Annotated in this window: 9 protein-coding genes and 1 pseudogene; all 10 read left to right on the forward strand. The window is 43.4% G+C overall.

What is annotated here, in order from left to right; translation table 11 throughout:
* Positions 1-189, forward strand: a pseudogene (locus tag AB5542_RS14615) (hypothetical protein); the annotation flags it as partial.
* Positions 190-217: 28 nt separating this feature from the next.
* Positions 218-814 carry a DUF3575 domain-containing protein gene (locus AB5542_RS14620; RefSeq protein WP_087420626.1) on the forward strand — a complete coding sequence of 199 codons (597 nt, stop codon included), beginning with the start codon at positions 218-220 and terminating at the stop codon, positions 812-814.
* Positions 815-839: 25 nt separating this feature from the next.
* The gene (locus AB5542_RS14625) at positions 840-2,681 is read left to right on the forward strand and encodes an OmpA family protein (protein WP_279038457.1); all 1,842 of its coding nucleotides are present in this window, start codon (positions 840-842) and stop codon (positions 2,679-2,681) included.
* 21 nt (positions 2,682-2,702) lie between these two features.
* Positions 2,703-5,165 carry a Calx-beta domain-containing protein gene (locus AB5542_RS14630; protein WP_279038458.1) on the forward strand — a complete coding sequence of 821 codons (2,463 nt, stop codon included), beginning with the start codon at positions 2,703-2,705 and terminating at the stop codon, positions 5,163-5,165.
* A gap of 47 nt (positions 5,166-5,212) precedes the next feature.
* A complete protein-coding gene (locus tag AB5542_RS14635; RefSeq protein WP_279038459.1) occupies positions 5,213-7,807 on the forward strand; it encodes a BACON domain-containing carbohydrate-binding protein in 2,595 nt (864 codons plus the stop codon).
* A gap of 30 nt (positions 7,808-7,837) precedes the next feature.
* Positions 7,838-9,463, forward strand: a complete 1,626-nt coding sequence (locus AB5542_RS14640; protein ID WP_279038460.1) for a FimB/Mfa2 family fimbrial subunit — start codon at positions 7,838-7,840, stop codon at positions 9,461-9,463.
* A gap of 13 nt (positions 9,464-9,476) precedes the next feature.
* Positions 9,477-9,827, forward strand: a complete 351-nt coding sequence (locus AB5542_RS14645) for a hypothetical protein (protein ID WP_087420093.1) — start codon at positions 9,477-9,479, stop codon at positions 9,825-9,827.
* A gap of 172 nt (positions 9,828-9,999) precedes the next feature.
* Complete coding sequence (locus AB5542_RS14650) at positions 10,000-10,560, forward strand: RNA polymerase sigma-70 factor (RefSeq protein WP_279038461.1); 561 nt, start codon at positions 10,000-10,002, stop codon at positions 10,558-10,560.
* A 130-nt stretch (positions 10,561-10,690) separates the two neighbouring features.
* Entirely contained in the window at positions 10,691-11,848 is a 1,158-nt protein-coding gene (locus tag AB5542_RS14655; RefSeq protein ID WP_279038462.1) for a FecR family protein, read from the forward strand.
* Positions 11,849-12,016: 168 nt separating this feature from the next.
* The gene (locus AB5542_RS14660) at positions 12,017-15,319 is read left to right on the forward strand and encodes a TonB-dependent receptor (protein ID WP_279038463.1); all 3,303 of its coding nucleotides are present in this window, start codon (positions 12,017-12,019) and stop codon (positions 15,317-15,319) included.
* Positions 15,320-15,321 lie beyond the last annotated feature (2 nt).

A 15,321-nucleotide genomic window follows, 5' to 3' on the forward strand; every position in this document is an offset into this window, starting at 1 on the left:
TTCCTGGACCGTGACGGTATTGCCGTCAATCATTTACCGGTGGAAGTGAAAGATAAACTGACCGGTTTGCCACTCAGGCTATTGCATGGCCAGCGTATTATTATTGAAATCGATTCTTACGTCGTGGTCAAAGTTTCGATCGTGGGATGGAATGAAGATATTGAGAGTGGAAATACGAACATGGAATGATGTGATATTCATGAATAAAGAGAATAATATGAAACCAGTTGTACGATATATTTTACTTGTTTCCGTTTTGCTTTGTTTATTTGGCGGGGTACGGGCGCAAAGTGTTAAGGTAAATGTACCTTTATGGTTGACCGGTTCACCTAATATCGGTTTTGAGTACACGTTAACGCGACAGCTCACGGTGAATGCCGAGGGGGCGTGGTTACCGTATATGTTTAAGAAGAATGAAGAAGTTTTTCGAGTGTTAATGGGGGCCGCGGAGTTACGATACTATTGGAACCCGCAAAATTTTTACACGAATGATTCATGGGATGGGTTTTATATCGGTCCTTACGCCATGTATGGTACTTTTAATATCGGGTTGTTGAAACACAATGATCCGCTCCGGAGTTATCGCCGGAAAGGATGGGGGGTATCGGGAGGTATTACTTTCGGGTACAAATATGCTTTTAACTCCCGTCTGGCGCTGGATATGAATATCGGTGTTGGATATGCTCATTTCCAGTATGATAAATATAAACTAGGAGGAGAATACGTGAATTTCCCGTTGGAACTCAAGAAGACCAAGCAATGGATTGGTCCGACGAAGTTCGGCGTGAGTCTTACATACAATATATTCCGCTAGTGTTACAGATAAAATGTTGCTGAAAATGAGAAAAAAGAAGATACAAATTCTCTTGTCGGTTGCCGTGTTTCTTTTCCTGATGGATGGAGCGCTTCCTGTGAAAGCACAGGAACGTAAGCTGGGACGTGTGGAAAGACGGGCTGACCGTAATTTTGTAAGGCAGAAGTTTAATAAAGCGATGGCGCAGTATGAAACGGCTCTTAAAAAAGAAGAGAATATGCAAAATCAAGCCGCTCTTCATTTGAAGATTGCGCGCTTGTATTTCATGGTACGGGATTATAGCTGGGCTATCGGGCATTACGAGAAGGCGATGGAGCTGGAACGGAATTTATTCCTCGTGGATGACGTGTGTGATTACATAGACGCGTTGCGTTTTCAAGGTCAGGCACGGAAAGCCGAGGCGATCTGTCTGGATAATGCTTATCGAGATCAGTATAGCAGGTATCAACGCTACCAGAATACACTGGAGGCTCTTGCCATGCGTCATTCCGTGCAGGAATTCCCCGGATTCACGGCCAAACGGTTGTCTTTGAACACGCCGAATGCCGAGTTCTGGATTGGAAATTACGGGGAACAACCTTTCTATGCCATTAGTTACAGTAAGTTTAACGATCCCGGAAAGTTGTTTTTCCATCGTACTCACTATTACGAGTTGAAGGAGGCCGGGGAAAAGGTGATGTCACAGAAATCACCGAGATATTCCGATTATTTCCGGAAGATTCCGGTGGATTTGCAGAATGGACCGGTAACGTTTTCTCCGGATATGCAGGTGATGGTGACCACGGTGATCGAGTACGATAAAAAGAATGTATCGGTGGAGATGGTGGATAAAAAGCATCGTCCTTTCCGTACTAAATTGTACTATTCCGTGATCAAGAGCCAGAGTAAACGTTTTGGAAGGTACATTCCGGTTTTCCCGCAAGACCCGGAAAATTCGTATGCTCATCCTTACTTGTTTAATGACGGGAAATCGTTGTTGTTTACTTCTGATATGCCGGGAGGATTTGGCGGGTTTGACTTGTACGTCGTTCATTGGGACGAAGAGACACAGGAGTGGGGAACCCCGATGAATTTGGGGGCGGATGTCAACACGGAAGGAAACGAGATTTTTCCCGTACTTTATGAAGGACGTCTTATTTTTTCCTCTAACGGGTTACCGGGTTTCGGAGGATATGACCTGTTTAATGCCGACTACGATCAAGAGGGAGTAGTTCCGGGCAGCGTGCGTCATTTTCCTTATCCGGTGAATTCGGTTTTCAACGACTATTTTATGTGTCCGCTGGATTTACGAACCGCTTATTTTGTTTCGGACCGGGAAATGGAGTCCCGGGATGATATTTATTATCTGCAAACCAAGGAAGATTTGGGGACCCTGCAGGGAGATCCTCATTTCGGAATGAGCGAGGAAAGTGCGATTCTGGGCGGGGCTTTATTACTGAGCGGGACCACGGAATCGGTTACCAAGGAAACTATTTCAATAAAACGATATGCACCGGAAGGTTTGCTAATGACTCTTTATTTTGATTTCGATTCGGATAAATTGACCCGAGAATCCATTCAATGCCTGGAGCAGTTTATTAGTGAAATGGGTTCCTATTATTTCTCTGAATTGAGATTTGACGGTTTCGCTGACGAAATGGGTAGTGACAATTACAACTATGCCTTGTCAGCAAGAAGGGCAAAGAGTGTTGCCGAGTTTTTACGGGATCATGGTGTCAATGTGGATTTCAATATAAAGGCTCACGGCAAGGTGAGACTTTCTCCGGAGGAGATGAAGGAAGAGATGGGAAATCAAGCGGAGGGAAATATTGACTGGATTCAGGTGAATCGTAAGGCGAGACGTGTTGAGATATATCATAAGAGGTAGAATTAAAAAGTAAACGATAATATGAAGAAGACGAGAATTCATAGAGTGTGGATATTGTTCCTGCTGAGCGTGATCACTTGTTTGCAGGTGAAAGCCCAGTATATGCCGGTGGTGTTCGATAAAGTATATGGTGATAAAAATCAGATTCAACTGGTTTGCCCGCTACCCGGTGATGAAGTAGCTTTAGTTGGTAAAGAAGGTCAAAAATATAACTTGACATGGGTGGAACGGGAAGGAGACGTGGTTTTTTCACTTCCGTTGACAGGCTTTACCGCGGTGAACGAGATTGTGGAGTTGGATAACAGCCGGGTTTTGGTGGTTGGACAGTCTAGTGTGCCGAATGTAAAAGGTAAAAAGGATAAAATTACTTTATGTGGACGTATCGTGGTGATTAATCGAGGCGGACGTATCGTTACCGATATTTATGCCGGGGATCAAGGAAGTAATTTCCTGAAAGGTATGCTGCTGCGGAGCGGGGCGTTCGTGGTGTCCGGTTCGGAGCCGAAAGGGGCGGACGGTCGTCAGGGAATCCTGTTGAAACTGGACCCGACGGGTAGCGTGGTTTACCAATATAAAAATGCCGGAGGTGGTTATTGTGACCAGTTCGCGGTGATGGGAAATTCGATTGAATACATTTGTGCGGCATTCTCTGCCGGAAAGGATAAGGAGCAAGCTCTCGTGGTTCGTCTGGATGATAAGGGAAAACCTTATTACATGACGACGATCCCGGCAAAACAGTTTGTCGTGACCGGGTTGAATGCCAATATTAATGACGGTTCGGTGCTTGTGATCGGTAATTCACCGACAGATGGGGGGATTATTTACAAGATTCGTCCGGAGGGAGACATCGTGTTCGCGAAGAATATGATTCCCGCCAACCAAGGGGCCACTATGCTGGATCATCTTCAGGTGGCCCGTAATGGTAATATTCTGGTTGGAGGTAGCGGAAGTCAAGGATATTATGCTTTGTTGCGTAATGACGGAACAGCCTTGTATTCGGGTACGTCCAAGGGAAATGTGCGGGGAATCGGGATGAACCCGGCAACCGGAGAGTCCGTGGTGACGACATACGACATGGGCGGACGTAGAGGCACGTTCATACGTATTCACCCGACCGGGAAAGTGGAGTTCGAGCGTTCACTGGATGGTAATTTTGACAAAATGAAAGTGACCAACAGCGGGGAGATTTTATTGTTATCTTCTTCTGAAGGACGGGTTTGTATGTTTTCGTCCACGGGTGAAAAGGAGTTTGACCGTTACGTGACGGATAATAAACCGACGGCTTATCGTCAGGCGTATACTGCTTCATCCGGGGAGTTACTTTTCCTGGGAGCGGGAGGTCGTCTCGTGAAACTGGGACATGGTCTTTATGTTTCGGACGTGAAGATCACGAAACCGGTGAATGGAATAGCCACGGCTATTTTTACCGTGACTCTGACCGGGTATGCCACGACGAAAGAAGGTGCGCCAATTCCGGTAAGCGTGGGATATGCTACCCAAGAGAAAACGGCTAATATTGCGAATAATTTTACACCGGTGAAAGGAAAGCTTTCGTTTACCCCGTCACGGGGAACGGCCGACCGTTATCTGGTAAAACAGGATATAGAGGTGTCCGTGAAAGCGAATAATTTGATCGAGGGGATGAAAGAGTTTGAACTCGTACTTTCGGATGCACAGCAAAGTTATCTGGTGAAACCCGTGAGTAAAGCGGTGATCGAGGATCAACAGGCTGTTGTTAAGATGGTTCGCACGGAACAGGGAGAAGAGGGAACAAAAGATATTTTATACGAGCTTGGGTTGTTCAAACCGGATGGAACTCCTTTAACGAATTCGACGGGAGCCAATATCATCGTGGATGGTATTTACGGGGAAGGAACGGCTGATGCCCTTGATTTCGATATGGGATTAACCCCGAGAGTGATATTTGCCAATGGATCACAGAAATCATCGTTCTCGGTGAAAACGTTGGAGGATACCCGTTATGAATTACCCAAGACGGTCGTGATTAACTTTAATAAAGTACATTGCCTGAGTGGTTCGAACGTGGCTTTTGAAGGGGAGTTGTTGAGTTGTAGCGGGGTGGTTGTCGATCAACCGGCACGTTTAATGATAGCTTCCCTTGGCGATCACAGATTGAACAATAATGTTGTATCGGGATTCTTCACGGTGTCTTTGGTGCGGGCTTCTGACGGGGCTTTGCTGACGAATGCTACCGGAAGTGATGTTATCGTGAATTGTGTGACGGTTCCTGATGCTTCGGCTAAAGAAGGTAAAGACTTTGTGTTTACGAATATGCATGATCTCCGCATCAGTGGTGACGGAAATCATAGTTCCGCGAACGTGTATGGTGTGGTGCTATATAGTACGGATGCAGCGGAAAAACAAGTGAAGTTGAAAATCAAGTCTGTAACTCAACCCACGGGCGCGCAACCGATCAGTGTTTCTGATGCAGAAGCTACGGCCGAGTTTACGATCCATAAATAAACAAATTCTACTCCCTTCGGGGAGGTAGTGAATGAAAAAAGAGAATTATGGCAGGAAAATATATAAACATATTGTTAGCGGGGTTATTGACTATTCTCCTACTAGCTTGCTCGGATGACAGGGATTCCCTGTCCGGGCAAGCGAGTGGAGATCCTTTACTGACTTTCAACATGACGAGAGCGGGTGGGGATATTGTCAGTAACACGTTGGTCTATCTTTTTGATGGAGATGGAGGTGATGCCGGAAGATTCAACCAGAAGGTTCAGGGGGTAACTTATGCCCCGGATCGACTGTCGATGACTGTCGCTGCCGGGACGTGGAATATAGCCCTTGTGACTGCCAATACTGATTTTAGTGGCGGGTTGATTCAACCTATGCGTAGTGCGGTTCGTGAAGATTTGAAGATGTGGGAGACCCGAACATCGGGAGGGGCATTACCTTCCATGCCGGAATTACGCACGGCCAATATCGATGGTCAATTGGTTATTGGCGGGCAGGATAATTCGGTTCCAGGAACTACTATATTGTCACGAAACGTGGCTCTGGTAAAGGTGGTTATTGCGGATGCGGGTGGATTGGACGTGAACGGGACGCATAATTTCGAACTGAAGGACGTGCCGACTACTTTGAACTGGGAGGGAGGATTATTCCCGACGGCAAAGAACCCCAGGGTGAGTTCCGTGCCGATGACCGGGACTTTCCGGGTCAAGGATAGTACCTCGTTACCGGGACATCAACGTAGTGACACGTTGTATTTTGTTATCCCGGCTCACAAGGGAAACGATTACCTGAGTGTTAACCCGAAAGATACGACGGAGAGTCACATGAAAGTGAGTGTGGACTTGGCTTGTGAGGGGGGAACTCGTTTCAAAAAGACAGATGTTGTGATCCCGCGGGTGCCCCGTGTGAACGGTATATTACTTGTGCGTCTTCTGGTAGGTGGAAAACTGGACGTGACGGCTGATGTTTTGGGTTGGGAGGATGTGGAATTGAATGCTGACCTGTCACAGACACAGCTTTACACGGATAAAGCATCCGTGGGACTATCACATAAAGATACGCTTTACGTGAACACGAATGCCTTGGATTTTACGGTGGATTACCCGACAGGAGGTTGGATTACTTCCGTTCGGAAGATTGCGGATAACGGGGTCGAGATTACGGCTAACGTGGACACTTACGTGGATGGCCAACCTCGTAGTTCTTATATCACGGTCAAAGCGAATAACGTGACGAAAAAGATTCCCGTGACGCAAAGACCGGATGAGGGAACGATTACCGTGGATAATAAACGATTGGTTTTCTGCCCGAATCTTCATGAGAATAGACAAGTTGCGATTACGAGTACCGGTGGTAACTGGAAATTCCTGACCACGAATCCCAGAAAGGCTGCCGCAAACGTGCAGAGTGGAAATGCCGGGATAAGTAACGTTAACTTCACCCGTTCTTCTGTTGCTTACAACAAAACTTTGGATGAGGGACATCTTGTTTATGGAGATACGCTTGTCATTGTGAAGAATGTTATGACGCTGGATACGGATACGATTCGATTGGTGAATTGCTATATCTACGTGGATAATGATAACACGATTGATGCTTCTGCACCACAAGGAACGGAAACACAAGCGATAACCAATTCACAGGATGTGGTCGTGTACGGTGGAATGAAGATGATAGAGAATTTTGTCCCGCAACAAACTTGGATTCATGATATTTCTTGGGATCCGATTGGACAGATATTGTCATTTACCACGGATCGTAACACGGGAAATGCAAATCCGGAGGATAATGATGAACCTCGTTCGGGAACCATGAGATTCAGACATGCCTCGTGTCCGGATTATGAAGTGACGGCTAATGTTTATCAGGATATTATCGTGACGATACCGCCGTTCCATTATTTCGTGGTGAAGTTTACTTGGAGCGGTTCTACGGATGTTGATATTGCCGTGGAGTTTGCCGGAAATCATCTTACTAATGTGGGTTCGAATAATAGTGAATATGATAAAATACCTGTCGGATTTGGTATGCAAGATAATAATTCCGGAAAAGGAGTAACAGGAAATGGTGGTGGTACTAATCCGGGAAGAGTATCTTTTGCTTATAATGGAGGGACTCTTTTGGAATGGGGAGGAGATGCAACGAAGGGACAGGGTGAAACTACGTTTTTTAATGCTCCATTGTTTGAAGGGGATGCTAATTCTCCTCGTAAAATAAAATTGGAGGTTTATGCTATTTGGTATACTTCAAGTAAACCATCAAATACAGCGATGAATCTTCATATGTACGCGTATGAGAATGGTACGATGGAAAGGGGGGTAAATGCAACTGGAGATAATAATAAGTTTAATTTTTATAATAGGGATGGTACTCTCCTGTATTCAGAAGGTTATGCTATAACCGTTGCAAGTTATGGGCAAAGTAAAGCTAAGTCTTACACAACTTCCTATGGGCATATAGCTACAATTACTTATGATAGGGTGAAACATTCGGCTTCAGTTTCAGTACATGTTCCTTTCACGAAATTGACGACTACTAGGAGTATGAATATGAATACGGTTGAAACTTCAAGTGAAGAGGTGATTGTAGAACCTGAAATGATTGGACGTGATGAAAATGGGAAAGCCATTTATGCAGAATAAATGTCGTAATTAAATTAATGGAATAATACTATGAAATCATATCTCAAAATAATACCATATTTAATATGCATATTATTCGCCTCTTGTGCCAGTGATGATAGTCGTCCTACACAGACACCTCGTCAAGTGAATGTAGCTCTTACCGTGACTCTGCCGGAGCCGGAAAACGTACACTCGCTTGCCCGTTCCTACACGGATAGCGAGATCCGGAACGTGGATGTGCTGGTGTTCGACGAGGATGGGAAGTTCATGGAACGGGTGAAGGTGGATGGTGGAGAGTTGACACCAAGCGGGACGGAGATTTCTTTTTCGATACGTTTGGATGCTACCTCGAAACGACGTGTTATTCATTTGGTGACTAACGGGAGAACTCCTGACGGAGTGACTGATCGACTGAATTTCGGGGATGTTACTCCGGCAATGTCGGAAAGTGTGGCTATGCTTGCATTGAAGACATCGACGTTTACGGGAGCTCTGGTGGACAACGTGATGCCTTTGATCATGTGGGGACGTGTTGAACTCCCGACGGGAATTAATATCGTGACGAAGGCGGATAACGTGAAATTGTTACGTGCAGTGGCTTGTGTACAGGTAAAAAAAGGTGCGGTTGACGCCACGAACGGATTGAATGATTTTACAGTTCAAAGTATAACCGTGAACAAGGGCGCCGATTGCGGCTACTTGACCCCGACGAATTATTCAACAACTGTTACTCCCGTGACGGGACGTCCTCTTTCCGGTAGTACATTGAATTACGCGAATGGATGGTCGGACGGGGAAACCCCTTCCTTGTATATTTACGAGCGGAATTGCACGTCGGGCGATTACATGGGCGTAATCATTAAGGCCATGTATAAAGGAAAAGAGGGGTATTATAAAGTGGTGATGGTAGATAATGTAGGTACTCCCTTGAATGTCGTGCGGAATCATCGTTATATCATCACGGTGGTCAGCGTGAACGGTCCGGGATATGCCAGCGTGACGGATGCGATCAATTTTGCCCCGTCAAATGCCTTGAAGGTGGAATTGACGGATGAAGATTCCGATTTCCCTTGTATCGTGGCTGACGCCCAACACCGGATGACGATGTCCAATAACGTGTTTAACTTGTATGGTAAAAACCAAACGACCTCTGTTGCTAACGGTATTGAAATTTGCACGGTGTACTCAAGCCGTGGTGTTACGCCAGTGGTGACGGGAGGAACAACTTGGCTTACCGGCTTACAAGTCCAGTCGTTGGGAAATAACAAGTTTAAGATTGTCGGGAACTTTGCGGGAACATCTACTTTAGTATCTACAACTTTGACACTTACTTGTGATAATTTGTCCCAGTCTGTTGAGGTCAGTTGGAACCCGGAAATCTCAACTCTAAAAGATAGCGATTCGTATGTTTTGGATTTAGTGAATGTTACAAATCATAACTGGACCATACAGATTATGAATCCGTCGTCTACTACCTGGTTGGCCTTGCATCCTACCGCCAGCTTGCCTGCTGCCTTCCCGGGTGTAGACGGTTTTTTATCGGAGCTTAATAGTAATTATTATACTCATGCTTATCTGCATATAGGTTTTGGAAGTAACAGAAACGGAAGGGTGCAGATGAGTTCAGTTGTTGGCGGTAAGACAAAAGCGTGTAAAATAATCATTGTTCAATAAAATTCATATGTGTATGGAACTGGAAGAGATATTGCAAAAGGAAAAACGGAATGAAGAATATATTTTTCTTTATCACGAGAATGGGGACTGGTATGCTTACGAGCATTCTGCTTTTTATTGTTATTCTCTTCTGGGAATGTTCGATGTGAATTGGTTAACCACTACTTCCGGGATCGTAGAGAAAAGGATTATCCGGATACGTGTTAACAACCTGGATCGGCTTTTATACACTTCCTCGTTACAATTGATCCGGAAACAGAGTACGGAATGTGTGCTGATGTGTAAAATTTTGTGTGGAGGTTTCCACTATTGGCGAGGAATGATAGAGATGAAATTCCAGGGATTACAAAAAGAACGAGTTTAGACGTTAATAAGATCTTCGTAGTTTACATAGTTGAGGGACTGGTTTCTATATAGTATAGAAATCGGTCCTTTTTTGTTTGATGATTTTATGGCAGAGAATAATTTTATTTTTTATGATCATAGGTTTGTTCATTTGAATTTCTAATTTTGTGATTGGATTGAAAATTGTATTGATGACAAAGAGGGAAGAACAGTTCTTACAACGGATAAACACGAAGCAACCAGAAGCTTTTCGTGAATTATTCAGCGAATTTTATAATTCGCTGGTTCTTTTTGCGATGGGGTTTGTCGAGCAGCAGGACGTGGCGGAAGATATTGTGCAGGAGGTGTTTATTGCCGTTTGGGAACGGGATGTCCAATATCCGACTTACAATGCTTTTCGTAGTTTCCTTTATAATTCAGTGAAGAATGCCGGCTTGAATCATCTGAAACACAAGAACGTGGAGGAGAAGTATCTTGCCTCGTTGAATCTTGAGGATGAAGGGGATGATATTGATTTGAAAATGATGGAGGAGGAGTTGTATCGCCTGTTGTTTAAGACGATAGATGAACTTCCGGATAAATGCAGGAATATCTTTTTATTGCATTTGGAAGGAAAAGGAAACGAGGAGATTGCTCTTTTGTTGAATTTATCCATATTAACGGTTAAGACACAGAAAAAACGGGCCATGTCATATATTCGGGAACGTTTGGGACGGGTGTATTTCGTGATGATGTCTTTGGGAATAATCTGATTTTTTTGTTTTGTAATCTATTGAAAATGAGTTGTCCGTAAAGAATTTTACTTTTTGGATGAAATTTCTTTTATTTTTTGTACCTCTCTTGAAATAGGTTGTTGTTCTAATTATAGAAAAAGGATAAGCAATGGATGATTGTAAATTTAGAATGGTTGAAATGATGCATCTTTATTTGTCCGGGGCAATTACGGATGAAGAGATGCAGGAATTGCAAAAATGGTTGGATGCGGTACCGGAGAACCGGGCCATGTTTGACCGGGTTTGTAAGGGAAAGGATATTTTATACAAGTATAGAATGTACAAGAAAATTGATCATAGAGCAGCTTACGAGCGTTGTGAAAAACGAGCCGGTATAAAGAGAAAGAGTATCGGAGTGTGGTTGAAATATGCGGCGATGTTATTACTTCCTTTGGGGACGATTTTCGTACTACTAAGAAATAATGAACACGAACAACCCGTGGAGGTTGCTACCGTGGATATTCTTCCGGGAGAAACGAAGGCAACCCTGATTCTGGCAGATGGGAAATCGGTGGTATTACAACATGATACGACCCGTGATATAGTCGTAGGTGAGGGTGTGAATGCGAAGAATTCCGGTAGCGGGATCGTGTATTCTGCAAATGGGAATGAGAAGAGGAATTTACAATATAATGTATTACAAACACCGAGGGGAGGGGAGTACCAAATCACGTTGGCAGACGGTTCGATGGTTCAATTGAATTCTGGCACTCAATTGAAGTTTCCGGTGGTGTTTGATAAAGAGAAAAGAGAAGTGTATTTAACGGGGGAGGCCTTTTTTGAAGTGCAGAAGGATGAAAAGCGTCCTTTTTATGTGATTGCAGACGGGATCAAAATCCGGGTGTACGGGACGTCTTTTAACGTGAACACGCATGATAAAGAACGAGTGCAGACGGTGTTGGTGGAAGGATCGATTGGATTGAGCGCTGAAAAGGGAGGGCCGGAATACCAGATGAAACCTTCACAACTGGGAGAATACAGGCGGACGGATGCATCCGTGAACGTGAAAACGGTAGATATTGAACCTTATGTTTCTTGGAAAGATGGCTTTTTCGTGTTTGAAAATCAAACCATGGAGCAGATCATGAACACGCTTTCTTTGTGGTATGACGTGGATGTTTTTTACACGAACGAGCAATTAAAGAATTTGCATTTTACGGGACACGTGAAACGTTATGATCAGATTGATAATATTTTAAAAGCAATTAAAAGTGCGGTTGGCGTCACTTTTACAATAAAAGATAGAACGATTTGTATTTCTAAATAAAAAACACCGGAAGGTGTTCGAGACCTTCCGGGTATTTTGATAACCTTGATAAGTCATGTTGGCGCATTTCTTATCACTAAGTAAAAATTTATAATGTTCAAAGTTATGAAAAAAAAATCAATTATGTCCTTTTTTTGGCGACATGGAGGACAAAAAAAATGGTTAGTTATGAAATTGACTGCACTATTTATTTTTGTGTTCTCGTTTACCCTTGTTGCTAATACAAGTGCGCAGCAAGAACGAGTAAATTTGAATTTAAAGAATGTGTCTATCCGGACCTTGTTCGGAGAGATTCAAAAACAGACGGCTTTGTCTTTCGTGTATAACATGGAATTAACACAACATTTGGGACAGGTATCCGTGAAGGCAAAACAAGAGGCCGTGGAAAGTGTTTTGAACCGGGTTTTAGCGAACACGGGGCTTTCCTACAAATTCGAGGGGGACATCATTGTGATTTGTGAATCTATCCCGACACAGCCCGTGCAGAGCGAGCAGAAGAAAGAAATTGTCATTGAAGGGAAAGTGGTGGATAAAGATTCAATGGCAATTATCGGGGCAACCGTTTTGGTGAAGGGTACGACCTTGGGAACAGCAACGGATTTGGACGGTAATTTTAAATTGACCGTGCCGAGTGCCGAGAACATAGAACTGGAGTTTTCATTCGTGGGAATGAAAAAACAATTTGTGAAAGTGAAAGGTTTGTCGAATCCTGCCCCACTGAAAGTGGTCATGGAGGACGAGGCTGTTGGCGTAGATGAGGTGGTGGTCGTTGGATATGGTGTTACTGCAACAAGAGATTTGACCGGACAGGTGGCCTCTTTGAACGAGGAACAATTAAGTAAGAAAACCGCAACCAATGTGGAGACCATGTTGCAGAATGCGGCAGCCGGGGTTGTTGTTTCTCTGGCATCATCCAATCCGAGCGAGAAGATTCGGGTACGGGTTCGTGGAGAAGCTTCGTTGACGGGAGATAACGAGCCTTTGTATGTAGTGGATGGTATGCCCGTGACTTCCGACGTGATGAGTGCGATCTCTCCATCGGATATTCAATCCATGGACGTGTTGAAGGATGCATCTGCGGCAGCGATTTACGGTTCTAGAGGTGCTAATGGTGTGGTCATCGTAACTACGAAACGCGGTAAAAGTGGAAAGCCGGATCTGAATGTAAATTATGCTTTTAGCGTGGATTCAAGAATTAATAATTTCTCCACGTTGGATGGGGATGAGTTTCGTGAGTACGTGCGTTATGTGGCAGAGCAGACACTAAAAGTGGATCCTTCCAATAAAACGGCAAATTCTATTTTGAAAGAAGGTAGTACGGATTTGAAGTCCGGTAACACGGATTGGTATAAAGAGTTGAAACGTCCTTCTCATCGACATGATTTGAATTTATCTGTTCGTGGTGGTGGTGAACATTCAAATTACTATATCTCTTTGGGTGTTTTGGATTATCAGGGAATGGTTGAGCATGACGATTTTACCCGTTACACGGGACGTATAAACCTAGACTATGATATTACAGATTTCTTGAAGTTTGGAACATCGACCACGTTAGGATACACGGATGTCAGCTCTCCAGGTATTTCTTTGTACACGGCTATTGGATTCCGGCCTGATTATCCGATATATAATGAAGATGGAAGTTATTACAAAGAAGGAAATTCATATAACCCTGTTGCACAGAATGATGCGAAGAGTTATAATGATAATTATAGTATTTTGTCCACGTCGTTTTTGGAATTGAATATTTGGAAAGGATTGAAATTAAAGACTACGTTATCATTGAATCAGAATATGTCTTATTCGGAATCTTATAAACCGACATATTTGACCTCAGATAATAAAGGGTATGGAACGGAATCGACAAGTCGTTCGTTTACTACGGTTTTTGATAATACGTTGTCTTGGGTAGGGCGTATCAATGATATTCATGCTTTGGATGCCGTGGTTGGTATTTCATTTGAACGTACGAAAAGACGTGGTTTTGGAGTAGATGCTAAAAATTATCCGATGGATAAGGTTTTGACTGGAATCACGAATGCCAGTGAAATTGTACGTAAAAGCGGAAGTGGTACGGTATATGGCTTGCAGTCTTCTTTTGCCCGTATAAATTATCGTTTACTAGATAAGTATTTACTTACTTTCACGGCTCGTTATGATGGTTCATCCTCTTTTGGTTCCAATAATCGGTATGGTTTCTTCCCCTCGGGGGCTATTGCATGGCGCGTGAGTGATGAGAGTTTTATGAGAAATGTCAAGTTCCTGGATGATTTGAAGATTAAATTCAGTGTAGGTAAGACGGGAGTTCAGAACTTTGATTTGGGAAGTTATGCTAATAAGGATTTATATTCAACAGGAAGTTATTTGGATAATCCTTCTATTGTTCATAGCCAGCTTGGAAATAAGGATATTAAGTGGGAAACTACATTGCAATATGATTTGGGTATTGACTTTTCAATCTTACGTTCTTTACTGAGTGGTAGTATAGCATATTATCGCAAGAATACCGATGATTTGATCTGGACTTACACTCCGCCTTCAAGTTTGGCCGTAGAACCAATCCCAACAAACGTGGGGTCTGTACGAAATCAAGGTATTGAAATCTCTCTTCGTGCTAATTTGTTACGCGGAAAGAAAGATTGGAGCTGGGAATTAGGATTGAATGCTTCTCATAACCGGAATAAAGTGCTGGAGCTTGTGGAACAAGGTGAAACAGATAACGGAATGGGAATTACGATACAAGGGTCCGGAAACCAAGTGTTGGCAGAAGGACATGCGATGGGTGCATTCTTTGGTTATCAATATGAAGGAATTATTCAGGATCAGGCCACAATTAACGAGTTGAATGCCCAGGCTGTGGCTGCCGGCAAAAATACTTACAATGGGTCTGGCTTACGTCCGGGACACTTGTTACTCCGGGATGTGGATGGAAACGGTTACATTGATAATAAAGACCGAATGATTATCGGTTCTCCGGAAGCTGACCTTATTGGAGGATTAACCTCGACATTAGCTTATAAGCGTTTGAGTTTATATATGCATTTCGGATTTCAGATAGGAGGAAAGAAATTGTTTAATAAAACATTACAAAACTTACCGAATCAATTGACCGGATTGGTGGATTATAATTTGGATAATCGTTGGAGTGAAGATAATAGAGATGCTAAATTACCAGCCATGTATATTGGTGATGGGGTTGCTCCAAATACTTCTTTATCCTTATTTAATGCCTCTAATCTTCGTTTGCAGGAACTTCGTTTATCCTATGATATTCCAAAATTGTGGGGAGGTAAATACTTGAATTCCGGAGAGATTTATTTCACGGCAAATAATCTTTTCGTGATCACGGAATATCCGGGACAAGATCCGAGTACGATCGGTTCGGCGACTTCAAATTATGGTTCAAATTATGAGAATTGGAATTACCCGTCTTCACGTACGTTCTCTTTTGGTGTTAAACTTAATTTCTAATT

This window comes from Butyricimonas sp. RTP31003st1_G1_RTP31003_210430, from assembly GCF_040920905.1.
Lineage (GTDB): Bacteria > Bacteroidota > Bacteroidia > Bacteroidales > Marinifilaceae > Butyricimonas > Butyricimonas paravirosa.

Coding starts and splice junctions, on each gene's coding strand:
- AB5542_RS14620 (WP_087420626.1), top strand. CDS start 218: ATGAAACCAGTTGTACGATATATTTTACTTGTTTCCGTTTTGCTTTGT.
- AB5542_RS14625 (WP_279038457.1), top strand. CDS start 840: ATGAGAAAAAAGAAGATACAAATTCTCTTGTCGGTTGCCGTGTTTCTT.
- AB5542_RS14630 (WP_279038458.1), top strand. CDS start 2,703: ATGAAGAAGACGAGAATTCATAGAGTGTGGATATTGTTCCTGCTGAGC.
- AB5542_RS14635 (WP_279038459.1), top strand. CDS start 5,213: ATGGCAGGAAAATATATAAACATATTGTTAGCGGGGTTATTGACTATT.
- AB5542_RS14640 (WP_279038460.1), top strand. CDS start 7,838: ATGAAATCATATCTCAAAATAATACCATATTTAATATGCATATTATTC.
- AB5542_RS14645 (WP_087420093.1), top strand. CDS start 9,477: ATGGAACTGGAAGAGATATTGCAAAAGGAAAAACGGAATGAAGAATAT.
- AB5542_RS14650 (WP_279038461.1), top strand. CDS start 10,000: ATGACAAAGAGGGAAGAACAGTTCTTACAACGGATAAACACGAAGCAA.
- AB5542_RS14655 (WP_279038462.1), top strand. CDS start 10,691: ATGGATGATTGTAAATTTAGAATGGTTGAAATGATGCATCTTTATTTG.
- AB5542_RS14660 (WP_279038463.1), top strand. CDS start 12,017: ATGAAATTGACTGCACTATTTATTTTTGTGTTCTCGTTTACCCTTGTT.